The 25576-nt window shown below is 60.9% G+C and carries 22 protein-coding genes; 9 read left to right on the forward strand and 13 right to left on the reverse strand.

The window, feature by feature from the left end:
- Positions 1-147: 147 nt before the first annotated feature.
- Positions 148-1563 carry an aldehyde dehydrogenase family protein gene (locus tag ACOTY9_RS15985; RefSeq protein WP_348565803.1) on the reverse strand — a complete coding sequence of 472 codons (1416 nt, stop codon included), beginning with the start codon at positions 1561-1563 and terminating at the stop codon, positions 148-150.
- 100 nt (positions 1564-1663) lie between these two features.
- Here ACOTY9_RS15985 and ACOTY9_RS15990 point away from each other — a divergent pair, with 100 nt between their 5' ends.
- Positions 1664-2566, forward strand: a complete 903-nt coding sequence (locus tag ACOTY9_RS15990) for a LysR family transcriptional regulator (protein WP_421637381.1) — start codon at positions 1664-1666, stop codon at positions 2564-2566.
- Here the strand turns inward: ACOTY9_RS15990 and ACOTY9_RS15995 are convergent.
- The gene (locus tag ACOTY9_RS15995; RefSeq protein ID WP_014882392.1) at positions 2553-3032 is read right to left on the reverse strand and encodes a carboxymuconolactone decarboxylase family protein; all 480 of its coding nucleotides are present in this window, start codon (positions 3030-3032) and stop codon (positions 2553-2555) included. The genes ACOTY9_RS15990 and ACOTY9_RS15995 overlap by 14 nt on opposite strands.
- 103 nt (positions 3033-3135) lie before the next feature.
- On the opposite strand from ACOTY9_RS15995, the gene ACOTY9_RS16000 reads away from it, so the two are divergent.
- A complete protein-coding gene (locus ACOTY9_RS16000; protein ID WP_023331931.1) occupies positions 3136-4524 on the forward strand; it encodes a PLP-dependent aminotransferase family protein in 1389 nt (462 codons plus the stop codon).
- A gap of 40 nt (positions 4525-4564) precedes the next feature.
- Here ACOTY9_RS16000 and ACOTY9_RS16005 read toward each other — a convergent pair whose 3' ends face one another.
- Positions 4565-4726, reverse strand: a complete 162-nt coding sequence (locus ACOTY9_RS16005; RefSeq protein ID WP_050863189.1) for a DUF1127 domain-containing protein — start codon at positions 4724-4726, stop codon at positions 4565-4567.
- A gap of 176 nt (positions 4727-4902) precedes the next feature.
- Here ACOTY9_RS16005 and ACOTY9_RS16010 point away from each other — a divergent pair, with 176 nt between their 5' ends.
- Entirely contained in the window at positions 4903-6321 is a 1419-nt protein-coding gene (locus ACOTY9_RS16010; RefSeq protein ID WP_014882389.1) for a PLP-dependent aminotransferase family protein, read from the forward strand.
- A 61-nt stretch (positions 6322-6382) separates the two neighbouring features.
- Here ACOTY9_RS16010 and ACOTY9_RS16015 read toward each other — a convergent pair whose 3' ends face one another.
- Positions 6383-7504, reverse strand: a complete 1122-nt coding sequence (locus ACOTY9_RS16015) for a cupin domain-containing protein (RefSeq protein ID WP_014882388.1) — start codon at positions 7502-7504, stop codon at positions 6383-6385.
- A gap of 134 nt (positions 7505-7638) precedes the next feature.
- Positions 7639-8241 (reverse strand): ATP-dependent Clp protease proteolytic subunit, encoded by a 603-nt coding sequence (locus ACOTY9_RS16020; protein WP_348565805.1) that lies wholly within the window; start codon positions 8239-8241, stop codon positions 7639-7641.
- Positions 8242-8516: 275 nt separating this feature from the next.
- On the opposite strand from ACOTY9_RS16020, the gene ACOTY9_RS16025 reads away from it, so the two are divergent.
- A complete protein-coding gene (locus ACOTY9_RS16025) occupies positions 8517-9134 on the forward strand; it encodes a response regulator transcription factor (protein WP_023338979.1) in 618 nt (205 codons plus the stop codon).
- On the opposite strand, the gene ACOTY9_RS16030 is transcribed toward ACOTY9_RS16025, so the two are convergent.
- The 5 genes from ACOTY9_RS16030 to ACOTY9_RS16050 all read right to left on the reverse strand — a co-directional run bounded on the left by ACOTY9_RS16030 (position 9135) and on the right by ACOTY9_RS16050 (position 16354).
- Entirely contained in the window at positions 9135-14720 is a 5586-nt protein-coding gene (locus ACOTY9_RS16030; protein WP_050863187.1) for a trifunctional serine/threonine-protein kinase/ATP-binding protein/sensor histidine kinase, read from the reverse strand.
- A 9-nt stretch (positions 14721-14729) separates the two neighbouring features.
- The gene (locus ACOTY9_RS16035) at positions 14730-15110 is read right to left on the reverse strand and encodes a response regulator transcription factor (protein WP_047626625.1); all 381 of its coding nucleotides are present in this window, start codon (positions 15108-15110) and stop codon (positions 14730-14732) included.
- Positions 15111-15133: 23 nt separating this feature from the next.
- Complete coding sequence (locus ACOTY9_RS16040; RefSeq protein ID WP_014882383.1) at positions 15134-15394, reverse strand: XapX domain-containing protein; 261 nt, start codon at positions 15392-15394, stop codon at positions 15134-15136.
- A complete protein-coding gene (locus tag ACOTY9_RS16045; protein WP_014882382.1) occupies positions 15391-15606 on the reverse strand; it encodes a DUF1427 family protein in 216 nt (71 codons plus the stop codon). Before ACOTY9_RS16045 ends, ACOTY9_RS16040 begins: the two co-directional genes overlap by 4 nt.
- Positions 15607-15667: 61 nt before the next feature.
- Complete coding sequence (locus ACOTY9_RS16050; RefSeq protein ID WP_023331928.1) at positions 15668-16354, reverse strand: hydrolase; 687 nt, start codon at positions 16352-16354, stop codon at positions 15668-15670.
- 218 nt (positions 16355-16572) lie between these two features.
- Here ACOTY9_RS16050 and ACOTY9_RS16055 point away from each other — a divergent pair, with 218 nt between their 5' ends.
- The 4 genes from ACOTY9_RS16055 to ACOTY9_RS16070 are packed head-to-tail and all read left to right on the forward strand — an operon-like array spanning position 16573 to position 21319.
- Positions 16573-18444: an amidohydrolase gene (locus ACOTY9_RS16055; RefSeq protein WP_023331927.1), complete on the forward strand. Its 1872-nt coding sequence runs from the start codon at positions 16573-16575 to the stop codon at positions 18442-18444.
- A complete protein-coding gene (locus ACOTY9_RS16060) occupies positions 18444-18851 on the forward strand; it encodes a DoxX family protein (RefSeq protein ID WP_014882379.1) in 408 nt (135 codons plus the stop codon). The genes ACOTY9_RS16055 and ACOTY9_RS16060 overlap by 1 nt, the downstream gene beginning before the upstream one ends.
- Positions 18848-20467, forward strand: coding sequence for an MFS transporter (locus tag ACOTY9_RS16065; protein WP_078309583.1), 1620 nt, complete (start codon positions 18848-18850; stop codon positions 20465-20467). The genes ACOTY9_RS16060 and ACOTY9_RS16065 overlap by 4 nt, the downstream gene beginning before the upstream one ends.
- Before the next feature lie 30 nt (positions 20468-20497).
- Positions 20498-21319: an alpha/beta fold hydrolase gene (locus tag ACOTY9_RS16070; protein WP_014882377.1), complete on the forward strand. Its 822-nt coding sequence runs from the start codon at positions 20498-20500 to the stop codon at positions 21317-21319.
- Here ACOTY9_RS16070 and ACOTY9_RS16075 read toward each other — a convergent pair.
- Together ACOTY9_RS16075 and ACOTY9_RS16080 are read right to left on the reverse strand one after the other, a co-directional pair.
- Positions 21282-22703, reverse strand: coding sequence for an MFS transporter (locus ACOTY9_RS16075; RefSeq protein ID WP_200924828.1), 1422 nt, complete (start codon positions 22701-22703; stop codon positions 21282-21284). The two genes, ACOTY9_RS16070 and ACOTY9_RS16075, sit on opposite strands and share 38 nt — an antisense overlap.
- A gap of 50 nt (positions 22704-22753) precedes the next feature.
- Entirely contained in the window at positions 22754-23842 is a 1089-nt protein-coding gene (locus tag ACOTY9_RS16080) for a cellulase family glycosylhydrolase (protein WP_348565806.1), read from the reverse strand.
- A 185-nt stretch (positions 23843-24027) separates the two neighbouring features.
- On the opposite strand from ACOTY9_RS16080, the gene ACOTY9_RS16085 reads away from it, so the two are divergent.
- On the forward strand, positions 24028-25035 hold the full coding sequence (locus ACOTY9_RS16085) for a LacI family DNA-binding transcriptional regulator (RefSeq protein ID WP_045268948.1): 1008 nt from the start codon (positions 24028-24030) through the stop codon (positions 25033-25035).
- On the opposite strand, the gene fosA is transcribed toward ACOTY9_RS16085, so the two are convergent.
- Positions 25021-25446 carry a FosA/FosA2 family fosfomycin resistance glutathione transferase gene (gene fosA / locus ACOTY9_RS16090; protein WP_047173263.1) on the reverse strand — a complete coding sequence of 142 codons (426 nt, stop codon included), beginning with the start codon at positions 25444-25446 and terminating at the stop codon, positions 25021-25023. The two genes, ACOTY9_RS16085 and fosA, sit on opposite strands and share 15 nt — an antisense overlap.
- Positions 25447-25576 lie beyond the last annotated feature (130 nt).

Here is a 25576-nt window from a genome sequence, read left to right on the forward strand (position 1 = left end):
CTCTCCGTTGTGATAGTGAGGAGAGAATGCAGAGAAAATTAACTTCATACTTCGGCGACTGACGAAGTGTTTTTGCCGGATGGCGCTGCGCTTATCCGGCCTACGAGCGCCTGTAGGCCCGGTAAGCGCAGCGCCACCGGGCAGGTTTTAGCCCAGGATCGACCTCGGCTCCATAAACGCCCGAATCCCCCACTCGCCCATCTCGCGCCCCACGCCGGAGTGCTTAAACCCGCCAAACGGCGCTTTCGGCTCATGGGCAAGCGTATTCACCAGCACGCGCCCGGAGACAATCTGCTGCGCCACGCGGCGGGCGCGGTCCACATCCTCACCCAGCACCATCGCGCTCAGGCCGTACTCGGTGTCATTGGCAATCGCGATAGCCTCCGCTTCGTCCTGATAGGGAATGATGCACAGCACCGGGCCAAAAATCTCGTCGCGGGCAATCACCATGTCATTATTCACATCAGCAAACAGCGTCGGGCGTACAAACCAGCCGTCCTGCGTGTCCGCTGGCCGCCCTTCGCCTCCTGCCAGCAGCCGTGCGCCACCGTCGAGCCCCTGACGAATATACCCCTGCACCCGCAGCCACTGCTTCTCGCTGACCATCGGGCCGACGTCCGTGGCACTGTCGCGCGGGTCACCGGATTTCACCGCCGCCACGGCCTGCGCCAGCGCGGTTTCGATTTCCGTTTTACGCGACTGCGGCACCAGAATGCGCGTTCCCGCCACGCACGCCTGCCCGCTGTTCATAAACCCGGCCTGAATCACCAGCGGGATCGCCTGCGCTAAGTCCACATCATCCAGCAGGATCGTCGGCGATTTACCGCCCAGCTCCAGCGTCACGCGCTTAAAGCTTTCCGCCGCGTTACGCAGAATGGCCTTGCCGGTATTTGTCGAACCGGTAAACGAGATTTTCGCCACGTCCGGATGGCGGCTGATGGTGTCCCCGACGGTTTCACCGCGCCCGGTGACAATGTTAAACACGCCCGGCGGCAAAGCAGCATCGCGCAACGCTTCGGTGACAATCCGGGTTTGCAGGGCGCTCATTTCGCTCGGCTTAATCACTGCCGTACAGCCTGCCGCCAGCGCGACCGCCAGCTTGCCGCAGATAAAACCCGCGTCGCTGTTCCACGGCGTGATCAGCCCGGCCACGCCAAGGGGCGTCATCTGTACCGTCGCGGCCCCCGCGGTTGTCTCGAACTCAAACGCCTCCAGCGCCTCAACGGCCTGGGCAATCACCTCCGCCGGATAGCGGGCCATCCAGGCCGATCGCGAAGCAGGTGCGCCGTACTCCTCGATGACAGCGTCCAGCAGCGCGTCATGGCGAGCCGCCACGGCCGCGTGCATGCGTTTCAGCGCGGCGATGCGCGTCTGTTTCGTGGTCTGCGACCACGCAGGAAACGCTGCCTTCGCCGCCGCGATGGCGCGCCCGGCGTCAACCTCATCCGCCAGACGAACCTGACCAATAACCTGCGCCGTCGCCGGGTTATACAAATCAAACCATTCGGTGCCGTGCGGGGTAACAAACTCGCCGTTAATAAAAATCTGTTCGATCTGGTGCATATAAACCTCCTCAGGCTGTGTGAGCACAGTCTGGCACGGCTTCTCCGTTGCGATAATCCACGCTATGCTGCAAGGGTTGTTTCGATTTTCAGGATAATCTATGCATCGTTCAGGTCTGACAGAGCTGGAAGTGGTGATGGCCGTGGTGCGGCGCGGCAGTTTTCGCGGCGCGGCGCAGGAGCTCGGGATGTCCGCGACGGCGGTGAGCAATGCCATCGCCGGGCTGGAGAGCCGCCTTGAGACTCGCCTCTTTAACCGCACCACCCGCAGCGTGGCGCTTACGGACGCCGGGCAGCGCTACGTGGCGCGCGTGGGGCCGGCCTTGCAGGAAATCCGCCTCGCGGGGGAGGAGATCCACAGCGACACCGGGGAACCTGCCGGAACGCTGCGTCTGAACGTGCCGAACCATATCGGCTCGCTTTTTCTCGACCAACTGCTGATCGACTTTATGGTCCGCTACCCGAAAATGCGCGTGGAGATCGTCAGTGAAGCACGCATGATCGACATCGTCGCCGAGGGTTACGACGCGGGGATCCGCCTCGAAGAGTCCATCCCGCAGGACATGATCGCCGTACCGCTGACAGGGGAGATCCGCCAACTCGTCACCGCCACGCCAGATTACTTCGCACGTCACGGCATTCCGCAAACGCCGGACGATCTGCTGCAACATCAGGGGATCGGCATGCGTATGGCTCACGGCGGGATCTACCGCTGGGAGCTGGCCCGTCGGGGGGAAACGTACGCGCTTGCCGTGCCGCCGCGCTTTGCGACGTCCGATCTTTTCGCCTCGATCCGCGCCGTAAAAGCGGGGTTAGGCGTGGGATTTTTGCCGGAACTCTATATCCAGGAAGAGCTTGAGAGCGGGGAACTGGTGAGCGTGCTAAACGACTGGACGCAGCCGTTTGCCGGGCTGCGCCTTTACTATCCTGGTCATCGCCACGTCCCGCCAGGGTTACGGGCGCTGGTGGCGATGATCCGCGAGCGCGGCATTATTCCAGGTTAGCTTTATTCAACCCGTAAGCCGCATCCAGCGAGCCTGGCGCCATGCGGGAGGTAATTCCCAGACGGTTCCAGGCGTTAATCGCCACGATGGCGAAGTTCAGCTCTGAAATCTCAACGTCCGAGAAGTGCTCCGCCACGCTGCGGTACAGGGCATCGCTCACGCCATGCACGCCAATCTGCGTCAGCGCTTCGGTAAAGGCCAGCGCGGCTTTTTCGCGGGCGCTGAACAGCGGGGATTCGCGCCAGGCCGCCAGATGGTAAAGGCGCAGCTCGCGTTCGCCGGCAATTTTGGCCTCTTTCGAATGCATATCCAGACAGAAGGTACAGCCGTTCAGCTGCGACACACGAATGTCGATCAGGTGCTTCAGCGCCGGGTCGATGGAGGTTTTCGCCACCTCCATGCTCAGGGCAGACAGTGCGTTAGCGAGGGCAGGTGTAACTTTATGGTGGTTGACGCGAGTGCTCATGGTCTTTCCTCTTTTTTTGTGCGGCATCGGTGATGCGATGAGGCAAATCTACGCCGTTCATGACATAGTAAAAAGACACAAAAAGCGTGAAATGAGGTAGGACATGAAGCCGGGCTATCACGAGATCTACTCCCGCTATCGCGACAACATTACGCGCGGCGTGCTCAAGCCGGGCGACAAAGTGCCCGCCATCCGCGTGCTGGCCGAAGAGCTGAAGGTGGCGCGTAAAACGGTCGAAACGGCGTATGCCATTCTGACGGGCGAAGGGTATCTGGTTAGCCAGGGCGCGCGCGGCACGCGGGTCAACCCGGACTTACTGTTGCCGGAGCGTCCTGCCCCAACGGAACAGCCTACCGGTACGCTTCCGGCATCGCTTATCAGCCAGCGCGAGCGGGCAGGGTTTCTGCGCCCTGGCATCCCATCCCTCGACAGCTTTCCGTACAAAAAATGGCTGCTGCTGGCAGGCCAGGCGACGCGCGCCATGCGTCAGGAGGAGATGCTTAACCCGCCCGTTCTGGGCTGGTACCCGCTGCGCCAGGCCATCGCCAGCTATCTCAATATCTCGCGTGGCTTGTCCTGCACCGCCGGGCAGGTGCTCATCACCAGCGGCTACAGCGGCAGCCTGCGCCTGATCCTCGACACGCTCGCCAGCCGCAGCGATAAGGTGGTGTTCGAAGATCCGGGTTATTTTATGGGCCAGCAGCTCCTGAAGCGGATCGTGCCGCGTCTGCACACGGTGCCGGTCGATCGCTGCGGCATGGACACGGAATACCTCCTCCGCCACCATCGCGACGCCCGTTTTGCCCTCGTCACCCCGTCGCACCAGAGCCCGCTGGCGGTGACGCTCTCCCTGCCGCGTAAACAGCAGCTGCTCGACTGGGCCAGCCAGAACGAGGCGTGGATCATCGAAGACGATTACGATGGCGAGTTTCACTACACCCGCAAGGTGTTGCCGTCGCTGAAAAGCCTCGACCAGCACGACCGGGTAATTTTTATGGGCACCTTCAGCAAAACCATCATGCCGTCGCTGCGCATGGGATACGTGGTGATGCCCGCCAGCACCGTCGGGGCGTTTACCGACTGCGCGGATATCACCACCAGCGGCCAGCCGGTGCTGACGCAAAAGATCCTCACCGCATTTCTCAACGAAGGCCATTTTTTCCGTCACCTGAAAAAGATGCGCGCGCTGTATCAGACCCGCCGCGACTGGATGATTGCCGCCCTGCGCGAGGTGTATGGCGATCTGTTTTTCACCGAGCAGAACGACGGCGGGATGCATATCGTGGCGTTTCTGACCAAAGGAAGTTGTGACCGGGAAGTGGCGCGCTGCTGGCAGGAACAGCAGCTGCAGGTCAACGCGCTCTCCGAATGGTACCGCGGGTCGGGAAAACGCTACGGGCTGGTGATGGGCTACAACAACGTGCGGACATACCAGGAGGCGGTGGCGTTGCTGGAAAGGCCGAAACGGCAGACGCTTGCGCTGTTGAGTTGAACATCGCCGGGTGGCGGCTGCGCCTGACCCGGCCTACGGTTTAAATGTCATTGCGGGATAAACCCACATCTTTGAGCTGCTCATCGCTCATCTGACTCAGGATGCGGCGGGTACGGTTGATGCGATACCAGTTACGCAGCGTTTTCGCGATCCAGACAAACGCGATAAACGGTCTTTTAGAACGGTTCTCGAAAAATTCCATGATGCTCTCCTCACTGTGCCAGTGGGGTTATCATCCTGGAAATCCGCCTGTGCAATACAGATGCAAAAACACCTTTTGTTTACCATACAGATCCGCTAAAACGATATCTGCATGGCATTTTTTACGGCAATCTGTACTGGTTTTACAATCTGTATGGTGAAAACAAAGGATACAGCATGACGCGCTATCAACATCTGGCCAATCTCCTGGCAGAACGCATTGAACAAGGGCTGTATCGCAGCGGCGAACGTTTGCCGTCGGTGCGCACGCTGAGCCAGGAGCACGGCGTGAGCATCAGCACCATACAGCAGGCTTATCAAATCCTTGAAAACCTCCAGCTGATTACGCCCCAGCCGCGCTCCGGCTATTTTGTTTCGCAGCGTAAAGCCCAGCCGCCCGTCCCGGCGATGACGCGCCCGGTGCAGCGCCCCGTGGACGTCACCCAGTGGGATGAGGTGATGATGCTGCTGGACGCCCGCGCTGACAAAGAGATGATCTCGTTTGGCGGCGGTTCGCCGGACATTAACCAGCCGAGCCTGAAGCCCCTGTGGCGCGAGATGAGCCGCATCGCGCAGCATAATCCGGGTGAGATGCTGAGCTATGACGTGCTCGACGGGCGCCTGGAGCTGCGCGAGCAGATCGCCCGCCTGATGCTGGACGGCGGCTCCACCGTGGCAGCGAACGAGATTGTCATCACCAACGGCTGCCACGGCGCGCTGTCGATTGCCCTGCTCTCGGTGTGTCAACCGGGGGATATCGTGGCGGTGGAGTCGCCGTCGTTTCACGGCACCATGCAGATGTTGCGCGGGTTTAACATCAAGGCGATTGAAATTCCCACCGACCCGGAAACCGGGATCAGCATTGAGGCGCTTGAGCTGGCGCTGGAGCAGTGGCCGATCAAAGCGGTGATCCTGGTGCCCAACTGCAATAACCCGCTCGGGTTTATCATGCCGGAAGCGCGGAAAAAGCAGGTCTTAGCCCTCGCCCAGCGGCACGACATTGTGATTGTTGAAGATGATATCTACGGCGAGTTGGCGGCGGAGTACCCGCGTCCGCGAACCATTCATTCGATGGATATCGACGGCCGGGTGATCCTCTGCAGCTCGTTTACCAAAACCGTGGCACCGGGTCTGCGCGTGGGCTGGATTGTGCCGGGACGCTATTACGACCGGGTGATGCACATGAAATACGCCGCGGGCGGGTTTAACGTACCGGGCACGCAGATGGCGGTGGCGGCGTTTATTCGCGACGGCCATTACCATCGCCACGTCCGCCGTATGCGCCAGATTTATCAGCAGAATATGGAAACCTATACCTGCTGGGTACGGCAGTATTTTCCGGCAGGGATTTGCGTGACCCGCCCGCAGGGCAGCTTCCTGCTGTGGGTTGAGCTGCCGGAGAAGGTGGATATGGTGTGCGTCAGCAAGCAGCTGTGTCGGCTGAAGATCCAGGCCGCAGCCGGGTCGCTGTTTTCCGCTTCAGGTAAGTACCGCAACTGCCTGCGCATCAACGTGGCGCTGCCGCCGACGGACAAAAATCGCGAGGCATTGAAGAAGATGGGTGAAGCGATTGTGATTGCGATGGAGGAGGGCTAGTGCGGCCTGATGCCCTCACCCCGACCCTCTCCCACGGGGAGAGGGAGAAAACCGTGCCGCACTACTCGTCGAAGTACCAGTACCCCTGGTTAATCAGCCCGGTGAGCTCTTCAACAAACGCCGGGTTTTTCAGCGCATCGCCCAGCTCGGCCTGGCCGAGTTCGGTGTAGCGGCACAGCGCATCCGCGGCCTTCGCATCCACCGTCTCAAGCTGTTCGCTGTTAACGAAGAAGCTGCCGTTAATATTCAGCACGCGCAGGCCGCTCAGGCGAGACAGCGTTTCGCCGCCCTGAAGCGCATCCAGCACCTCTTCCGGCACATACGGTGGCTCGGCGGCGGCAATATCCAGCTCGTGGCGCGGCGTCGAGACAAAGCTGCCGAACCATTTTGTGAAATCATCCGGCTTGCTGATCATCTCGATCATCATCTGACGAATGCGATCGAGCTCGTACTGCTCCACGCGGCCCGGGTGTTCACGACAGGTCAGATCCGGATCGCTATAGTGCTCGCCGCCCAGATCGTTTTCCAGCGCGTAATCGGCGAAGCTGCTGATAAGATCGCGACCGTTCGGCCCGCGGAAACCGACGGAATAGTTAAGCGCCGTTTCGTGGGTAAAGCCGTCGTGCGGGAATCCTGGTGGAATGTAGAGGATATCGCCCGGCGCAAGATCTTCGTCGATGATCGGCTCAAACGGATCGACATGCAGCAGTGCCGGATGCGGGCAGAACTGACGCATCGGCAGCTTGTCCCCCACGCGCCAGCGGCGGCTGCCCATCCCCTGAATGATAAACACATCGTACTGATCGATATGCGGACCCACGCCGCCGCCCGGCACGGAGAAGGAGATCATCAGATCGTCCAGTCGCCAGTCCGGCAGAACGCGGAACGGACGCACCAGTTCCGCCGCGGGCATATGCCAGTGGTTCACCGCCTGCGCCAGCAGCGACCAGCCCGTTTCGCCCAGATCGTCAAAGTGTTCAAACGGACCATTACTGGCCTGCCATTTGCCGTTAGCGTGGCTCACCAGACGACTGTCAACTTCCGGCTCCATCGCCAGACCTGCCAGCTCGTCCGGGGTAATCGGATCGACAAAATTCGGGAAGGCATTTTTCAGCACTACGGGTTGTTTTTGCCAGTATTTTTCGAGAAATTCCGGCCAGTTCAGGTTCAGTTGATACGCCATGGGTAGCACCAGTGAGAGGGGAAACAGGCGCGATTATAGGGGAGACGGTGGAGGGGGAACTTGTCATGGGTCAAACCAGCTCGCGTAGGTCGGGTAAGGCATAGCCGTCACCCGACGCAATACGGCGCTAAAACTTAGTCCAGCTTCAGTTCGTCATAGTGGGTAATCAGCTTGCCCACGATGCCGTAGTCCAGCGCTTCTGCCGGCGACATCCAGAAGTTGCGGTCGGTGTCTTTTTTCACTTTCTCCAGCGGCTGGCCGGTGGCGTCAGCGATCAGCTTGTTCACGCGATCCAGCATGCGGATGATCTCGCGCGCTTCGATCTCAATATCCGTTGCCTGACCGCGCACGCCGCCCAGCGGCTGGTGGATCATAAAGCGGGTATTAGGCAGGGAATAACGGTGCTCTTTTCTCGCCGCCAGGAAGATGGTAATCCCCGCGCTCGCCACCCAACCGGTACCGATGACGTGCACTTCCGGACGGATGAATTTGATAAAGTCGTGGATGGTATCACCCGCTTCCACGTGGCCGCCCTGGCTGTTGATATACAGCTTGATCGGATCGTTGCTGACGCTTTGCAGCAGGATCATCTGGGTGATCACCTTCTGCGCCAGCTCCTGGTTGATCTCCCCGGAGATCACAATCGAACGGGATTCCAGCAGTTTTTGCTGCAGAGCGCCCGCGCCGTTTGACCCTTCCGCCTTATCCTTGTCGCTTTCTTTCAGTGTGTAGAGCATTGTTGTTTCCTCAGCTTGTCGCGCTCAAAACCAGAGTGTAGCCTGTTTTACGGGGTAAAGTCCTCAGAGACAGATCGCGAGAACGATGATGAAACGTGCGCAGGCAAACGGCACGCCAGTCGACAACCGTTCGCTATACTTCCTCTTCATACGGTTATCATATTGTTAAATGATAATGATATTTAATGTGTTAAGATGAAAGCCAGCAGAAACAGTCTCTTACGTGACGGGACGTGTATATTTTCTCGACAGTTAACTCAGCACCGGGGCAGTGAATGGAACACATTGTGTATGTGGTTGACGACGATGACGCGGTCAGGCAGTCCGTTCTCGGCCTGCTGGAATCAGCGGATTTAGACGCCATGGGGTTTTCATCAGCAGAGGCGTTTCTTCAGCACCGTTTTGAGGATCTGCCGTCGTGTGTGATCCTCGATATGCAAATGCCCGCCATTTCAGGTTTTGACGTAGCAGACGCCCTCAAGGACAGCGGGCGCGACATCCCGATTATTTTTCTCACCGGCCACGGCACTATCCCGATGTCGGTGCGCGCCATTAAAGGCGGCGCGTACGAATTTCTCACCAAGCCCGTTGAATCCACCGCGCTGATCGACGCCATTCAGTCTGCGCTCCAGCTGGCGGAAAACAACGCCGTGCGCAACAAAGAGCACTATGCCCTGAAGCAGCGCCACATGTCCCTTACGCCACGGGAACATGAGGTGTTAACACTGGCGATAAGCGGGATGCTGAACAAGCAAATTGCCGCCGAGCTTGGCGTCAGCGAGATCACGGTGAAAGTGCATCGCCGTCGCGTAATGGAAAAAATGCAGGTGCGCTCCGTGGCGGAGCTGGTCAGGGCCGTTGAGCGCCTGACCCACAGCCAGCCTTCGGATTAACTACTCCCCTGTCTGTCCGGCAAGCGGTAACACAAACGCAAACACCGTGCCGTGTGGCTCCCGGCGGCGCGCGCTCAGTTTTCCTCTGTGTCGCTCAATGATGCTGGCGCTGATGGTCAGCCCCATCCCCATTCCCTGCGCCTTGGTGGAATAGAACGAGTCAAAAATCTTCTCCAGCCGCTCGGGCTGAATGCCGCTGCCGGTATCGGCGATCTCGACGATAACGTTCCCGTCGGCGTTGACGGTGCTGAGGGTGATGATGCAGGGGCGATCGTTAACCTCCGCCATGGCCTCAACGGCGTTCATCACCAGATTCAGCAGCACCTGCTGGATCTGCACGCTGTCCCCGGTGATAAAGCTGTCACCGGCGTTTAACAGATAATCCACGCTGATGTGTCTCTGCTCCAGCTCGCTGCGGGAAAGGGTAATAATGTGGTGGATCAGATAGTGGAGATCGATACGCGCGAAGGTCGGATCCTGCTTGCGCGTCAGGGACTGAATGCTGCGGATGATCTCCCCCGCCCGGGCGCCTTCCGCGGCGATCTCCTCCAGCCCTTCCCGCACTTTATCCAGCCGGGCGGGTTCACGGTTAAGCCAGCGCAGGCTTGCCCCGGCGTTAGAGACGATCGACATCAGAGGCTGGTTGATCTCGTGGGCGATGGAAGAGGTTAACTGACCGACCGTGGTGGCACGCGACACCCGCGCCAGTTCCGCCTGCGCCACCCGCATGGCATCCTCCGCGGCGCGCTGACTGGTGATATCGGTAATGATGCCGTAATACTCGTTCACCTCACTACCCACGCCCACCGGATCGCCAATCCCGAGGATATAGCGCGTGGAACCGTCGGTACGCTTAATACGAAATTCCGCGCGCATAGAGAGCCCCTCGCGCACGCTCTGGGTGACGATGGCGCTGATGCGGGCGTAATCATCCTCATGGACGAAGGTCAAAAACTCCGCCATGGAGATCATCTTTTGCTGCTCGGGCAGGCCGAGAATACGGGCGTACTCTTCGGACATAAACATCAGATCCTGCTCCAGCTCCCAGCGCCAGCTCCCGGTGTGGCTGATCTGCTCACCCAGCATCAGCGAGTTCTGGCTGGCGCGCAGCTCTTTTTCCACGCGTCGGCGCTGGATGTTCTCCGCCAGCAGTTCGGCGTACAGCCGCGCCGTCTCCAGAGAGACCGCAGCCTGCGCCCCCAGCAGGCTCACCACGCGAGAGTGCTCGGCGGTGAAGACCTCCGGCATCAGGCGGTTTTCCAGATAGAGCACCCCCACCAGCCGCGCCTGTTTGAACATCGGAACGCACATCACGGCCGCCCCCGAGGTCACCAGGTAGGGATCCTGGCTGAAGGGATGGAACTCCTCCGGTTTACCGGTACGGATCTCCTGTCCGGTGCGGATCACCGCCGCCAGCACCGACAGCGGCATGTCGGTCGCTACCGGTACGTCCTTCAGGATCCGCACCCGCACGCCCTCGGTGCTGGTCCACGCGCTGGCTTCGATCTCCGGAATCAGGTTATCGCTCACGCGAAGCAGCAGGCCGCGCTGCGCCCCGGCACGTTCGAGCAGCAGCGTCATCAGGTTTTCGATAAGCCGCTCAAGGTTGATCTCTTCCGACAGGGCACGTGAGGCCTTGATCACGCTCTGCAGATCGCGGATCACTTCATTCTGGGCAAACGCCACCGTGTCATAGGCGCTGGCCTGTCCGGAGGCCAGCAGATGCGGGAAATCCTGCTCCAGCTGGCGCACCTTAGCCTGTGCCCCGGCACGGCCCCAGGCGGCAATGGCGCCGCGAAAATGCGCATCTGACGCGGTCGGGTAACCGCAGGACAGCGCAAAGCGACCCGCCAGCTCGTGCGCCAGGGCGTTAATCGGATTAAAGCCGCCCTCGCGTGACAGCCGGACCGCTTTCTCATACTGCTCAAGCGCAATGCTGTTCATGCCGTCCAGACGCACGATTTCGGCGTAAATCAGCGCTTCTTTATCCGCAAACGTCCCCGGATTAATGCGCGCCCAGAGGGCAATTTTGTCGTAGTGCGCGTGAATACTGCGTCGATGATTCGCCGAGAACGTCTCCGGCGTTAGCTGGCGGGAAAGCGCCAGGGCGCTGTAGAGATGGTAATCCAGCAGATGGATGTGGCCAGGCGCAGACCACGCGTACCAGCCCGCCATCTCAAGATCCGCCTGCGCATCGGCAAATTCGCCGCAGGTAAAGTGCGCCATACCGCGATAGAGCCAGTACCAGAACAGCATGGTCGACGTCTGTTCCGGAGCCTGCTCTGGCGAAGCAGGCAGCAGCGCCTCCGGCAGCACCTGCGAGGCGGTCCAGGTGCCGATCACCGGCGTGCGTAAAAACTCAACGTAGCCACGCTGAACCATCAAAATGGTCTCGACGTCCTGGAAGTGGGTTTTCCGCACAAAGGCCAGGCCGCGATCGATGCTGGTCAGCACCCCGTCGAGATGATCGCCCCGAGAGAGGAAGTTAATGGCCTGGTGGCAGGCCGCGAAGCAGGCCATCGTCATATCACCGTGGGTTACCGCCGCGGTGAAGCAGGCTTTTGCGCACTCAATGGTGAACGACAGCGGCTGAGTCCAGACGCTGAGCTGATCGAGCGGCAGCAGGGTTTTCGCTTCATACGCATCGTAGCCGTGACGATTGACCAGCTCGCGGGCCAGCGTGCCGTACTGGAACCCAAGGCGATACTCGGCATAGCGGTGGCCGATCAACACGCCAAACCAGGCCATCGCCGTGGTGGAGGCGCCGGTGATGCCGTGGTCGAGGGTCAGGTGCATCATGCGGCAGAGCAGCAAAAAGTGCAGACGCGGACAGATGAAGCTGGCGCAAATGCTGGCGCTGTAGAGCAGGTTCATTACCGCTTCCGTTTCCGGATTTTCCATCCGCGAGAGCTGGGCATAGCGACTTTGCGGCGCGTCGCCCGTGCGGTTACAGAAGTCTTTCCAGGCAGCATCGCAGTCGGCATCTTCCGGATGGCGGCCAATCTGAATACCAAAAATACCCAGCCAGCAGAGCGCCGCCTCCAGCGCCAGACGGCTATCCGACTGACGAATATAGACTTCCACCAGCAGGTTGGCCGCCAGCGCTTTTTCGGTCAGCCCGCCGGGGCAGCCAAGGATCGCATCGCACAGCTCGCGGGTCCGCTCCAGATGGCCGAGCGCAAACTCGCAGCCCGCCTCTTCAATATCCAGCACAAAGTCTGACACCACACCGGCATTGCCCAGCGCTCTCGCCGTCTGGATGTAGCTCAGTGCCGAAAGATAATCGCCCGTGCGTTTCGCCCGGCGCGCGGCCAGCAGGCTCAGCTCGCGGAACATCTGCCGCTGCGGAGCGGGCTGAATGCTGTCCAGTGCGGCCGTAACATGGTGAACGGCGCGGAAAAGCAGTTCGTTTCCCGCAGCCTGCCGCGCGGCATCGGCCAGCAGGCTGGCGGTGGTCAGATGAAGGTGGCTTTTCTCATGCGGATCCAGCAGCGCGAAGGCGGCTTCCTGCACCCTGTCGTGGGTGAAGGCGTACTCTTTTTCCGTCAGCACGATGAGCTGCGCCATGACCGCCGGATGGAGCGCATAGCGCATTTCCGCCATCGACATGCCGACAACGCGGCATATCATCTCCATCTCGCCCTTGCCGCCGAGGCAGGCAAAGCTCCCCAGCAGGCGACGCGTCTCGTCGGGCAACTCTTCGAGCTGCTCCAGCACCAGGGTGACGACGTTTTCGGTGTAATGCCGGGCGCGGATCGCCTGCAGATCGTAGTGCCACTTATCCTGATATTTGTTATGCACCACCAGCCCGTCATCGACAATGCGGCGGAAAAACTCATGCACAAAGAGCGGGTTGCCCCCGGTTTTTTCATGGATCAGCGTGGCGAGGTCAGACGTCGCCGTGCTGCGGGTTCGAAACAGCGTCGCCAGCCAGCGCGCTACCGCTTTCACGGACAGCGCCTGAGGGACAATTTCGCTCGCGTTTAGCGCCGCTTCCGGAAGACTCGTCAGCAGCGCTTGTAAAGTGGCATCGGATAACGAACAGATATCCCGGTGAGCAACAACCACCAGCAGCGGGATTGCCCCGCTGTTCACCAGCAGGTATTTGAGCGTATGCAGGCTGGCGGCGTCGCTCCACTGAAGATCGTCAAGCACCAGCACCAGCGGGCAGCCCTGAGAGGCAAAGGTTTTGACCAGCGCCAGCACCATATGGCTGAAGCGCGCCCGGGCATCAATGGAAAACGTATCCGGCGAGAAGCGCGGTTTGCTCTCAAGCAGCAGCCCCAGTTCAGGCACAAGACTGACAGCGAGCGCCTCGTGGCCCTCCAGGGCGCGCGAGAGGCGGATTTTCCACTTCGCCACGTCGTCTGCGGGCAGCCCCAGCAGGTGCAACGTCAGGGTGCGAAACGCGGAACTTAGCACGCCGTAAGGCAGTGACGGCGAAAACTGGTCCACCTTGCCTACCGCCAGCAGCACCGTACGCTGCTGCAGCGTTTTAAGCGCCGTCGCGATGATCGAGGATTTCCCGATCCCTGACGGTCCGCCGATCGTCACCAGCTCTGGCACCCGGCTCTGCCCGACTCGCTCAAACGCGGCAATGACGTCATTCGCCTGCGGATGCGTCGCGAACAGGGAATCCGCCAGATGGATCGCCGGGGTGCGATCCTGCTGACCGGGAGTAAAGGGGGCGATCTCGCCCTCACCGGTCAACGTCGCCTGGCAGCGTCGCAGGTCGGCAATCAGCCCGTCCACCGTCTGATAGCGGTTATCAGGATGCTTTTCCAGCAGCTTGAGGAGGATGGTCGAGAGCATTCCCGGCACGTCCGGGCGTATCACGTCCGGGGCCAGCGGCTCCGAGGCAATATGGTAGTGCGCCCAGTTGGTCTGATCGTCCGCGCCCAGTTCAAACGGCAGGCGTCCGGTCAGAAGTTCATACAGCACCATGCCGAGGCTGTAGAGATCGCTGCGGCTGTCGACGGGGCGCCGGGTGCGGGTGGTATGTTCCGGCGACATCCAGGCGGGAGTACCGCCTGAAACGGTAAGACGGGTCTGCGAGAAGGCATCGGAAAAACGGCAGGAGAGACCAAAGCTGCCCAGACGGCAGGTGGCATCGTGATAAACAAAAATACTGCCGGGTTTGATATCGCCGTGGATCAGGTTTTGCAGATGCATCTGGCGCAGGGGGACGCAGATCTGGATCGCCAGCTCGATAAAGCGCGCAATCCCGGAGATCGCCCTGCCCGCGCGTCGCGCCAGCAGCTCAAACGAAAACGGGGCGTAAACCAGCGCGAAACGCCCCCGGTACTGGGTAGAGGCGACGGCGCGAATGGCCCAGCTGTCCTGGAGCACGTCGCGCAGCGCAAACTCGTTTTTCAGCAGCCGGGTGGCCCGCTCTTCCTCTTCGTCGCTCACCGCGGTGGCAATGATGAAGGAGCCGCCGGAATGGGGATGACGTGCGTTCATCCAGGCGATGCCGCCCTCCTGCGCCAGCACGGTAAAAATCACATCCTCTTTAAGGACAAAAACCCGCCCCTGATGAAGATTTCCCTGGGCGGGCCAGAATGCAGGCTGCTCGTTTTCGTTCATCCGCGATCCTTATTGTCGGCGGGCCAGCTCCCGCTGAATATGATCCAGCAGAATATCGATGTTAATCGGCTTACGCAAAAATGCAGCGGCGCCCAGACTGAGGGCGTACCGCTGCATATTTTCATCAGCATGACCGGAGATAAAGAGTACAGGGGGTGGCGGTACGGCCAGCAGCCGCAGCTTGTCGAACAGATCAAGGCCGCTCATGCCTCGCAGCTTGATATCGGTGATCACCAGCGCCGCGCCGGACAGCGCGAGAGGATGGCTCAGAAACCCCTCAGCCGAATCAAACGTATCGGTCGAATACCCTTCCGATTCCAGGAGATTACTCAACCCGCTGCGGACGGAACGTTCGTCATCAATGATGGCAATGCGCCACGGCAGCGTCATGCAGTCTTTCCTCTCACAAATCATTAAACGTCGCGCGTGTCCTTCGCGGGCGCCGGGGGCGCCGTGCCGCTGATTTTCGGTACGCATTCGTGACGAAACCAGGCGAGGGTCAGCGGTTCGCGACTCATTAAGCGCCGTCCCACCGGGATGAGCTGTTCCCCCACCAGCATGCCAAACAGGCCAAGCAGGGCGACAACCGGCGGTGCCGGCGAATGGACGTCGAGCAGAGCGTAAATTACCCCAGCTACCACGCCGCACACCAGCGAAATAATCCATGCTTTCATGACGATGCTCCTGTCTGCGGTGCTGCCGGAACGGTGACCTGAGCAGGCGCACTGTCGCGGGATAACAGATGCCGCGTCGCCTGTTCACCCGCCAGCATCCCCAGCAGGCCAATCAACGCCAGCGCGGGCGGCGCGGGGGAGCGCACCTTCAGCACGGCATACATCAGGCCAATCAACACGCCTGCCGCAAGGGATATCAGCCCAGTACTCATTGTGAACTCCAGAGAAAAAAGCAGCGGCGAGCCGGATGAGGGACCAGCCCGCCGACAGGGCTTAGCGAGCCGGGACCGGCGCTAAGGTGCGGTGCTCGCTCTTCTGGCGAGACGGCGCTTTGTGCACCATGGTGTAGGCGTAATCGACGCCCATGCCGTACGCGCCGGAGTGCTCGCGCACGATATCCATTACCGCGGTGTAGGTCTCTTTACGCGCCCAGTCGCGCTGCCACTCCAGCATGACCTGCTGCCAGGTCACCGGGATCACGCCCGCCTGGATCATGCGCTGCATCGCGAAGTCATGGGCTTCTTTTGACGTGCCGCCGGAGGCATCCGCCACCATGTAAATTTCGTAATCGCCTTCAAGCATCGCGCACAGGGCAAAGCTGTTGTTGCACACTTCGGTCCACAGACCTGCTACCACGACTTTCTTCTTGCCGTTGGCCTTCAGCGCGTCACGCACTTTCTGGTCGTCCCAGGAGTTCATGGAGGTACGCTCCAGAATGTCCTGGCCCGGGAACACGTCCAGCAGTTCCGGATAGGTGTTACCGGAGAAGCTTTCGGTCTCTACGGTGGTGATGATGGTCGGGATATTGAAGACTTTCGCCGCTTTCGCCAGCGCCACGGTGTTATTTTTCAGCACCTGGCGGTCAATAGACTGCACGCCAAACGCCATCTGAGGCTGGTGATCGATAAAGATAATCTGGCAGTTCGCAGGGGTTAACACTTCGAGCTTTGAAGAGGTCATAGCATTTTCCAGTGGTTAAGGGGAGAAATCGCCGCGATCGCCACGGCGATAAAGTCACCCTCATCCTGCGGTTTATCGCCCCTGGGCGTAATTATCTCTTCGTATAGTTAACCTTAGGTATAGTTATACTTTGGTATACCTATCCTATTGTATAACTGGATCTTTGCCGAAACCGGTTCCCATAATCCTGACCATTCCCCTCTCAGTCAGGAGCAGTTATGGTTACCCTCGGTAAAGCCGATCTCATTCTGGTTAATGGCCAGTTTCATACCGTCGATCGCGAGAACCCCATCGCGGAAGCCGTTGCCGTGCGCGATGGAAAATTTCTGGAAGTGGGTACCGTCGCTGAGGTGATGCAACATCACTGCGACGGTACGAAAGTGGTCGATTTGAAAGGCCACACCGCCATCCCCGGGCTGAACGATTCGCACCTGCACCTCATTCGCGGCGGGCTGAACTACAACCTCGAGCTGCGCTGGGAAGGCGTGCCGTCGCTGGCCGATGCCCTGCGGATGCTGAAAGAGCAGGCCCTGCGCACGCCATCGCCGCAGTGGGTACGCGTGGTGGGCGGCTGGACCGAGTTCCAGTTTGCCGAACGCCGCATGCCGACGCTGGACGAGATCAACGCCGCCGCCCCGGACACCCCGGTTTTCATCCTGCACCTCTACGACCGCGCCCTGCTCAACCGCGCCGCGCTGAAGGTGGTCGGCTACACCAAAGACACGCCGAACCCGCCGGGCGGCGAGATCCAGCGCGACGCCAACGGCAACCCAACCGGGATGCTGATTGCGCGCCCGAACGCCATGATCCTCTACGCCACGCTGGCCAAAGGACCGAAGCTGCCGCTGGAGCAGCAGGTTAACTCCACTCGTCAGTTCATGCGCGAGCTGAACCGTCTGGGGCTGACCAGCGCCATCGACGCGGGCGGCGGCTTCCAGAACTACCCGGAAGATTACGAGGTGATTGCCGAGCTGCACGAGAAAAAGCAGATGACCATCCGCATCGCCTACAACCTGTTTACCCAGCGTCCGGGCCACGAGCTGGAGGACTTTGAGAAATGGACCGACATGCTCACGCCGGGCCAGGGCAGCGACTTCTTCCGCCATAACGGCGCGGGCGAGATGCTGGTCTTCTCCGCCGCCGATTTTGAAGATTTCCTCGAACCCCGCCCGGATCTCGCGCCGGGCATGGAGGACGAGCTGGAGCGCGTGGTGCGCCATCTGGTGGAACACCGCTGGCCGTTCCGCCTGCACGCCACCTATAACGAATCCATCAGCCGCATGCTGGACGTCTTCGAGAAGGTGAACCGCGACATTCCGTTCAACGGCCTGCACTGGTTCTTTGACCACGCGGAAACCGTCACCCAGGCCAACATCGACCGCATCAAAGCGCTCGGGGGCGGCATTGCCGTCCAGCACCGTATGGCCTTCCAGGGCGAGTACTTTGCCGAACGTTACGGTATCGAAGCCACCCGCCATACACCGCCGGTGGCGAAAATGCTGGAGACCGGCGTACCGGTGGGCTTAGGTACGGACGCCACCCGCGTGGCGAGCTACAACCCGTGGACCGCGCTCTACTGGCTGGTCTCCGGCCGCACCGTCGGCGGGATGCAGATGTACGACCACAGCGCCCGTCTGGATCGCGATACCGCCCTGATGCTCTGGACCCAGGGCAGCGCGTGGTTCTCCAGCGAGCAGAATCAGAAGGGGCAGATCAAGGTCGGCCAGCTCGCCGACCTGGCCGTACTCAGCAAAGACTACTTCCGCGTGCCGGAAGAGGAGATCAAGGGCATCGAGTCCGTCCTGACGGTGGTCAACGGCGATATCGTCTACGCGGCAGGCACCTTTGGCCCGCTCGCGCCGCCCGCCATTCCGGTTCTGCCCGACTGGTCCCCGGTCGTGAAAGTACCGGGCCACTACCGCAGCGCGCCGCCGCAGGCCGCACGCGTGGGCATGAGCGCCGTTCACCACTGCAGCGGCCCGTGCGGGGTTCACAGCCACCAGCATGATTTTGCCCGCACGTCAGAAATGCCGGTGTCCGACGATAACGCTTTCTGGGGGGCGCTGGGCTGCAGCTGCTTTGCATTCTGATGAAAAACACGCTTGCTCCGCCCCGGGTTGACCTGGGGCTGTTCTTCCTGCGCCTGACCGGCAGCCTGCTGCTGCTGTACGTGCACGGCCTGCCAAAGGTGCTGCACTTCAGTGAAGAGCTGACGCGCATTGAAGATCCGTTCGGCTTCGGGCCCTATGCCAGCCTGATCCCGGCCATCGTCGCCGAGGTAATTTGCCCGCTGTTTATCATTGCGGGCGTGTATACCCGCCTGGCGTGCCTGCCGATTATCGCCGTGCTGCTGGTGGCGATGCTGGCGGTGCACCCGAACTGGTCGATTGCCGAAGGGCAGTTTGGCTGGCTGTTGCTGATTATCTTTACCACCCTTGCCCTCACCGGCCCGGGCCAGTGGCGATTGCAGCGTAAGGCAGCGGAGAGGTTCGCATGACCCAGGTTAACGACGTTCGCGACGCACACGTCGAGACGACGCACACATCAACGGTTTCGCCCTGGCAGCCGCTAAGCCAGCCGGTGTTCAGGATGCTGTGGATCGCCACGGTGGTCTCTAACGTCGGCTCATGGATGAGCGACGTCGGCATCAACTGGAGCATGCTGACCCTGAGCGCCGATCCGCTGGACATCGCACTGGTGCAGGCCGCCAGCAGCCTGCCGATGTTCCTCTTCGCCCTGCCGTCCGGGGTAATGGCGGATATCGTCGACCGACGTAAATACCTGCTCTTCTCCCAGCTGTGGGTGTTTATCGCCGCCGCCGGGCTGACGGTGCTCTCCTTCACCGGACACGTCACCCCCGCCGTTCTGCTGGTGGCGACGTTTCTGCTGAGCGTCGGCGCGGCGATGAGCTCGCCGCCGTTTCAGGCCGTGGTGCCGGACCTGGTGAGCAAGCCCGAGCTGGGTGCCGCCGTGGCGCTGAACTCGCTCGGGGTAAACATCAGCCGGGCGATTGGCCCCGCGCTGGGTGGTTTTCTGCTGTCGCTCGCCGGGCCGTGGATGGTGTTTGCCCTGAACGCGCTGTCCGTGGTCGGCGTGGCGTGGGTACTGTGGCGCTGGCGTCAGGCCCCGACCGTGCAGCATCTGCCGCCGGAGCATTTCTTCTCGGCGGTGCGATCCGGCATTCGCTACGTGCACGCCGCGCCGGTGCTGCGCAACGTGCTGGTGCGCACCGTGGCCTTCTTCGTTTTCGGCAGCGCGGGCTGGGCGTTACTGCCGCTGGTGGCGCGCCGCGAGCTGGGCTTAGGCCCGGCGGGCTACGGCGTAATGCTGGCGTGCATTGGCCTGGGGGCGATTGCCGGTGCGATTCTGCTGCCGCGCCTGCGCCAGCGGCTGAATGCCGACCGCCTGATGGTGGCCGCCAGCCTGACCTTTGCCCTCACCATGCTGGCGCTGGCGTTTGTGCGCCACGTCTGGCTGCTTAACCTGTTTGAGTTTTTCACTGGCTTCGCGTGGATTGCGGTGCTCTCCACCCTCAATCTCGGCGCGCAGCGCAGCGCCGCCCGCTGGGTGAAGGCCCGCGCGCTGGCGGTGTATCTGACGGTGTTCTTCGGCTCGATGACCGCAGGCAGCGCCCTCTGGGGGCAGATAGCCTCCCGGTTCGGTACCCCAACCTCGCTGGTTGTCGCCACGCTGGGGATGGTGCTGGCGAGCGCGACGGTGTTCCGCTGGAAGCTGGAGAAAGATCCGGACCTGAACCTCGACCTGAGCGGTCAGCCGCTGGACGGCGTGGAGATTGACCTGCCAAACGAACGCGGCCCGGTGCTGGTCTCGCACGAGTACCTCATCGACCCGCAACACGCCAAAGCCTTCCTGGAGGCGGTCCACGAGCTGCGCCGGGTGCGCCGCCGCGCCGGGGCGATGAGCTGGGCGGTATATGAAGATATCGAGCGCCCCGGTCTGTTTATCGAGACCTTCCTGATGGGCTCGTGGATTGAGCATCTGCGCCAGCAGGAGCGCCACACCATGAATGACCTCCTGCTGCAGAGCCGCGTTCTGGCTTTTCATCAGGGCACAACCTCACCGGCTATTCGCTACCTGGTCGCGCCGGTATAACCATAACCATCACCTGTACAGGAACACACTATGGCAACGTTTAAGGCAAAAGACGGCACGCAGATTTACTACAAAGACTGTGGCGCGGGTAAACCGGTTCTCTTCAGCCACGGCTGGCCGCTGGACGGCGACATGTGGGACAGCCAGCTGAACTACCTGGCCGAGCGCGGCTTCCGTGCCATCGCCTTTGACCGTCGCGGGTTTGGCCGCTCGGATCAGCCGTGGAACGGTTACGACTACGACACCTTTGCGTCCGACATCAATGACCTGATCACCACCCTGGATCTGCGCGACGTGACGCTGGTGGGCTTCTCCATGGGCGGCGGCGACGTGACCCGTTACATCAATAACTACGGCAGCTCACGCGTCGCCGGTCTGGCGCTGCTGGGCGCGGTCACGCCGATCTTCGGTAAATCCGACTCCTTCCCGCAGGGTGTGGATCAAAGCGTATTCGACGGCATTCGCGACGGACTGCGTAAAGATCGCGCCCAGTTCATCAGCGACTTCGCCACCCCGTTCTACGGTACCAACGCCGGACAAACCGTTTCTGCCGGTGCCCTGACCCAGACGCTGAACATTGCCCTGCTGGCATCGCTGAAAGGCACCATCGACTGCGTGACCGCGTTCGGCGAAACCGACTTCCGCCCGGATATGGCGAAAATCGACGTGCCGACGCTGGTGATTCACGGCAGCAACGACCAGATCGTGCCGTTTGAAAGCACCGGCAAGCTGGCGGCAGAGATGATCAAAAACGCCACGCTGAAGGTGTACGACAACGCGCCGCACGGCTTTGCGCTGACCCACCAGGACCAGCTCAACGAAGATCTGCTGGCGTTTGTGAAGTCGCTGTAATTTTCTGTAGGCCGGGTAAGGCGCAGCCGCCACCCGGCGCTTTCGCAGACGCGTTCCGCTCTGCCAGCAGCCGACAAATCTCCGCATGCTTCTCCTCGGTAAAGGTAAAGCGCGACATAAAGCCCATTCGGATCAGCGACCCTATCGCCGGCAGCAGGCAAATCCCGAAGAACAGCCCCGACAACACGCCTTCACTCTGGATCTGCGCCTGCGGCACGTAGCCAATCAACGTCAGGAACACGCCGATCAACCCGCCGCCCACCGCAACCGACATCTTGCCGGTAAAGGTCTGCCCGGAGAAGGTGATCGCCGCGCAGCGCTTGTGGGTGTGGTACTCCGCGTACTCGATGGTGTCGGCAATCATCGACGAGGTGAGGATGTTGGTCATCATCACAAACAGGGTGCTCAGGCCGAGCAGGATAAACAGCATCGTCACCTGCTGATACCCGACAAACCACATCACCACGCGCACCGCCACGTCCAGCCCGCAGAGGATCATAAACAGCTTCCGCTTCTGCATCCGGCGCGTCAGCATCGGGGCGACCAGGCACAGCACTGCCGCGACAATCCCCATCACGCCAATCGCCATCTGCAGGCTGCCGTCGCCCAGGTTGTTGATAAAGAAGTAGATATACAGCCCGCCCGCCACGTTATGGAACACGCAGAAGAAGAACGACAGCAGGACGATAAACAGCGGCTTGTTCTGACGCAGGTTGTGGAAGGTATCGCGGATGGTCACCTTTTCCGGGCTCGGCGGCACGCGCTCTTTGATCTGCATAAAGCCGTTAAGCATCAGCGGCAGCCCCACCAGCATCATCACCAGCGCCGCCATAAAGTAGCCTTTGTCGTTGCTGTACTGGGCGAAGAACGCCGCCAGCTTAGGGAAGAAGATATTGGCGCAGGCAATCCCGGCGTTCACCCCGAGCATCGCCGCCGTCACCGCGCGGGTGCGCTGGGCGGAGTCGTTGGTCATCACCGACGACATCGACCAGAACGGAATATCGGAGATGGCATACAGCGTCCCCCACAGGATGTAGGTCACCCCGGCGTAGAGGATTTTGGTGGTCATGTCCGCTTCAATTTTATAGAACGACAGCAGCGTGACGCCGGTGATCAACAAAGGGGCGATCAGCAAAAAGTGGCGAAACTTGCCGAACCGGCTGTTAATGGTGTCCATAATGCTGGCAAATAGCGGATCGTGAACCGCGTCCCACGCGCGGGCAATCAGGAAAATGGTGCTCGCCGCCAGCGCCGAAATGCCCAGCACGTCGGTGTAAAAATAGTTAATAAACGAACCCACTAAACCAAAGCTAAAACACTGACCTAAACCATAGCCAAAATAAGACCACAACTCGCGAGACGGTATTTTCATTGTCATTGCCATTGTTATATGCCTGCCTGGTTGCCCGGCGGTGGACCGCCGGGTCGATATTATTAATCCTGCGCCTTCGGGGCGATCTTACGCAGCTGCTGCATCAGGGCGATTTCACGGCGTGAGAACGGGATCCCGTTCTCCTCAAACACGTCGTGGAACCAGAGACGGCAGTAGTCCGTGGACTCCTTCATCACCACCGGCCACGGCAGCCACGTCTGGGTTTTGCCGCGCACCAGCCCCCACTGGTAGGGCGCGACCTTCGCCGCATACATCAGCGGGAGCTGCTCTTCGATGGTGCTGCCCACGTGGCGCGCCAGCCATTCGGTGCAGAACAGCGGACGACCGAGCGTTTGCAGCTGCTGGATAATCGCCGTCATGCGCCCGGTATGGGTGTAGGCGTGGAAGCTCACCACGTCCGAGAGCGCCAGCGCGGTCTGGTCCAGCGGATGCTGGAAGAACGTTTCGCCCTCCTCTTCCGGCGGCAGACGCCAGGCGCAGACGGTGAGCGGCTGGGTCGGGTTCTCTTCACGCACCCACTGGAACGCCAGCTTCATCAGCGCATGGGCGCAGGTCTCTAGCTTCGCGTCGTACTGCACCTCTTCGGTGCCCGTCGCGAAAATGCCGCGGTTACCCGGCTCGTTGTAGAGATCCCACAGCAGCACGCGCTTGTCCGCGCGGAACTGGCAGACAACGTCGCGGATATAGCGCTCAATCTGCGGCCAGCAGTCGGGATCGCACACCTTATCCCGCCCCGGGCTCGCCGCCGCCTGGCTGTTGTGCTTGCCCGGTACGGGCGGCTTTTGCGGGCCGAGGTACGGCTCGTCGCCGGAGAAGCCGCAGTCGTCCATCAGGGTCAGCATGGTGCTGAACCCGCGGCCGTCGGCAATGGTCAAAAACCGGTCGATGCGCGCCATCAGCCCGTCGCGGTCATGCTCCCAGACGATAAACGGCAGGTTGATGCGCAGGGTGTTGTAGCCCGCCTCCGCCGCCCAGCCCAGTTCGCGGTCGATGGTCTCGGCATCGAAGGTCTCTTCCTGCCAGATATCGGTCCAGTTCACCGCCGTCGACGGCAAATAGTTAAACCCGCACAGCCAGTCTTTTTGCTCATACCACGCCTGTGCCTGCTCCCTGCTCCACTGCTCTTTCATTACGCGTCCTCTTACTGATAATATTTAGCTAATAAATATTAGTTGCAGGATAAATGCGCAAATCACGGCACGCCGAAAAGCGACGGCCTTCACAAAGTTCGCGCTTCGATGAATGAGAAACGTGATCGACGGCGCGTAAGCGCGCGGTTAGGGTATGATGCGAATTCGCGAAAGGGAGAGGACGGATGAAGCGAAAACCGAAAGTGACGATGAACGATATTGCGCGGGCGGCAGGGGTGTCGCAGGCGACGGTATCGCTGGTGCTTAACCAGTCCCGCAACATCAAGCTCAGCGACGACACCCGCCAGCGGGTGATTAACGTGGCCACCGAGCTCGGCTACGACCGCCTCCCCGCCGTTCACGCCCCGCGCAACCAGGAAGAGATCGCCCTGCTGGTCAGCTCCATGCAGAGCTTCGACCCGTTTATCGACGCCATCAGCCAGGCGCGGGAAGCCGCGTGGCGCAACGAGACCCTGCTCACCGTCTACGACTACGGCGACGACATCGAGCTGGCGCTGAACATCATCCGCCAGCTGGAGAAGCGCAACTGCATCGGGATTATTCTCGCCTCCCCGGTCACCACGCTGGTGGACATGACGGCCTTCGAGGACTGCACCCGCATCCCGCTGGTGCTGCTCAACCAGCGCGACCCCGGCTCGCCGCTGCTGCCGTCGTTTATTCCGGACGACTACGCCAATGCCTTTCAGGTGACTAAACACCTGATTGCCTGCGGAGCGACGCGCATCGCCCACATCACAGGCGAGAGCTGGATGGAGGCCTCCCGCCAGCGTCTGGCGGGCTACCAGGCGGCGCTGGAACAGGCCGGACTCGCGTGCGACGAGGGCCTGGTGCGCCAGACCAACTGGCAGTTCAGCGAGTCCTTTACCGCCACCACGTCCCTGCTGGAACTGGCCGAGCGCCCGGACGCCATCTTCTGCGCCAGCGACTGGCTGGCGATTGGCTGCTATCAGGCGCTGGCGGTGAACGGCGTGCGCATCCCGCAGGACATGCTGCTGGCGGGCTACGACGACCAGAAGATCTCCGAGCAGCTCACCCCGCCGCTGACCAGTATCCAGCTGCCCTACAGCGAACTGGGACGGCTGGCGGTGGAGTACCTGTGCAATCAGGAAGATGCCGCCACGCACGTGACGCTGGCGGGCAGGCTGAAGGTGCGCGCCTCAAGCCTCGTCTGAGGTAAACACCATGCCCGCATAGGGCTTCTCGCGACACGCCGCCAGCCGCGCGGCGAGGCTGCCCACGTGCAGCTCCAGCTTGTGCCCGTCCGGGTCGAGAAAATAGAACGACGCCCCCTCGCTTTTGTTCTGCTTCCAGACGGTGACGCCCGCCTGCTCCAGCCTGTGCGAGAACGGTTCAAAATCCGCTTCTGCGACGGTAAACGCGTAGTGGGTGTAGTCGCTCTCCTGCGGCGGCACATACTGGCGCGCCTCGTCGTACGACAGGCAGACCCACAGATCGCCGCAGGTGAGATAGGCCCCGGTATTCCAGCGGGCGTGGAGCGTCAGCCCCAGCAGCTCGTGCCAGAAGGTGACGCTTTTTTGCAGGTCGCTGACCGCGAGGGTCAGATGGTTGAGTGATTGCAGCATAATGAGCCCTTTTGTTTTTCGCGCCGGACGTGATACGGTAAAGAGATGAACATAAACCACGCCGTGCTCACCGTAAACCGCTGGTGGCTGCCTTCTTAAAGGCGGCTCGGAGTTGTTTTCCCCATTTTCA

The sequence above is a fragment of the Enterobacter cloacae complex sp. SHL012 genome (genome assembly GCF_049237505.1).
GTDB lineage: Bacteria > Pseudomonadota > Gammaproteobacteria > Enterobacterales > Enterobacteriaceae > Enterobacter > Enterobacter kobei.

What these genes read in the sequence shown, in the direction of transcription:
- ACOTY9_RS15985 (WP_348565803.1), bottom strand. Translation starts at nt 1,563, where the DNA reads ATGCACCAGATCGAACAGATTTTTATTAACGGCGAGTTTGTTACCCCG.
- ACOTY9_RS15990 (WP_421637381.1), top strand. Translation starts at nt 1,664, where the DNA reads ATGCATCGTTCAGGTCTGACAGAGCTGGAAGTGGTGATGGCCGTGGTG.
- ACOTY9_RS15995 (WP_014882392.1), bottom strand. Translation starts at nt 3,032, where the DNA reads ATGAGCACTCGCGTCAACCACCATAAAGTTACACCTGCCCTCGCTAAC.
- ACOTY9_RS16000 (WP_023331931.1), top strand. Translation starts at nt 3,136, where the DNA reads ATGAAGCCGGGCTATCACGAGATCTACTCCCGCTATCGCGACAACATT.
- ACOTY9_RS16005 (WP_050863189.1), bottom strand. Translation starts at nt 4,726, where the DNA reads ATGGAATTTTTCGAGAACCGTTCTAAAAGACCGTTTATCGCGTTTGTC.
- ACOTY9_RS16010 (WP_014882389.1), top strand. Translation starts at nt 4,903, where the DNA reads ATGACGCGCTATCAACATCTGGCCAATCTCCTGGCAGAACGCATTGAA.
- ACOTY9_RS16015 (WP_014882388.1), bottom strand. Translation starts at nt 7,504, where the DNA reads ATGGCGTATCAACTGAACCTGAACTGGCCGGAATTTCTCGAAAAATAC.
- ACOTY9_RS16020 (WP_348565805.1), bottom strand. Translation starts at nt 8,241, where the DNA reads ATGCTCTACACACTGAAAGAAAGCGACAAGGATAAGGCGGAAGGGTCA.
- ACOTY9_RS16025 (WP_023338979.1), top strand. Translation starts at nt 8,517, where the DNA reads ATGGAACACATTGTGTATGTGGTTGACGACGATGACGCGGTCAGGCAG.
- ACOTY9_RS16030 (WP_050863187.1), bottom strand. Translation starts at nt 14,720, where the DNA reads ATGAACGAAAACGAGCAGCCTGCATTCTGGCCCGCCCAGGGAAATCTT.
- ACOTY9_RS16035 (WP_047626625.1), bottom strand. Translation starts at nt 15,110, where the DNA reads ATGACGCTGCCGTGGCGCATTGCCATCATTGATGACGAACGTTCCGTC.
- ACOTY9_RS16040 (WP_014882383.1), bottom strand. Translation starts at nt 15,394, where the DNA reads ATGAAAGCATGGATTATTTCGCTGGTGTGCGGCGTGGTAGCTGGGGTA.
- ACOTY9_RS16045 (WP_014882382.1), bottom strand. Translation starts at nt 15,606, where the DNA reads ATGAGTACTGGGCTGATATCCCTTGCGGCAGGCGTGTTGATTGGCCTG.
- ACOTY9_RS16050 (WP_023331928.1), bottom strand. Translation starts at nt 16,354, where the DNA reads ATGACCTCTTCAAAGCTCGAAGTGTTAACCCCTGCGAACTGCCAGATT.
- ACOTY9_RS16055 (WP_023331927.1), top strand. Translation starts at nt 16,573, where the DNA reads ATGGTTACCCTCGGTAAAGCCGATCTCATTCTGGTTAATGGCCAGTTT.
- ACOTY9_RS16060 (WP_014882379.1), top strand. Translation starts at nt 18,444, where the DNA reads ATGAAAAACACGCTTGCTCCGCCCCGGGTTGACCTGGGGCTGTTCTTC.
- ACOTY9_RS16065 (WP_078309583.1), top strand. Translation starts at nt 18,848, where the DNA reads ATGACCCAGGTTAACGACGTTCGCGACGCACACGTCGAGACGACGCAC.
- ACOTY9_RS16070 (WP_014882377.1), top strand. Translation starts at nt 20,498, where the DNA reads ATGGCAACGTTTAAGGCAAAAGACGGCACGCAGATTTACTACAAAGAC.
- ACOTY9_RS16075 (WP_200924828.1), bottom strand. Translation starts at nt 22,703, where the DNA reads ATGGCAATGACAATGAAAATACCGTCTCGCGAGTTGTGGTCTTATTTT.
- ACOTY9_RS16080 (WP_348565806.1), bottom strand. Translation starts at nt 23,842, where the DNA reads ATGAAAGAGCAGTGGAGCAGGGAGCAGGCACAGGCGTGGTATGAGCAA.
- ACOTY9_RS16085 (WP_045268948.1), top strand. Translation starts at nt 24,028, where the DNA reads ATGAAGCGAAAACCGAAAGTGACGATGAACGATATTGCGCGGGCGGCA.
- fosA (WP_047173263.1), bottom strand. Translation starts at nt 25,446, where the DNA reads ATGCTGCAATCACTCAACCATCTGACCCTCGCGGTCAGCGACCTGCAA.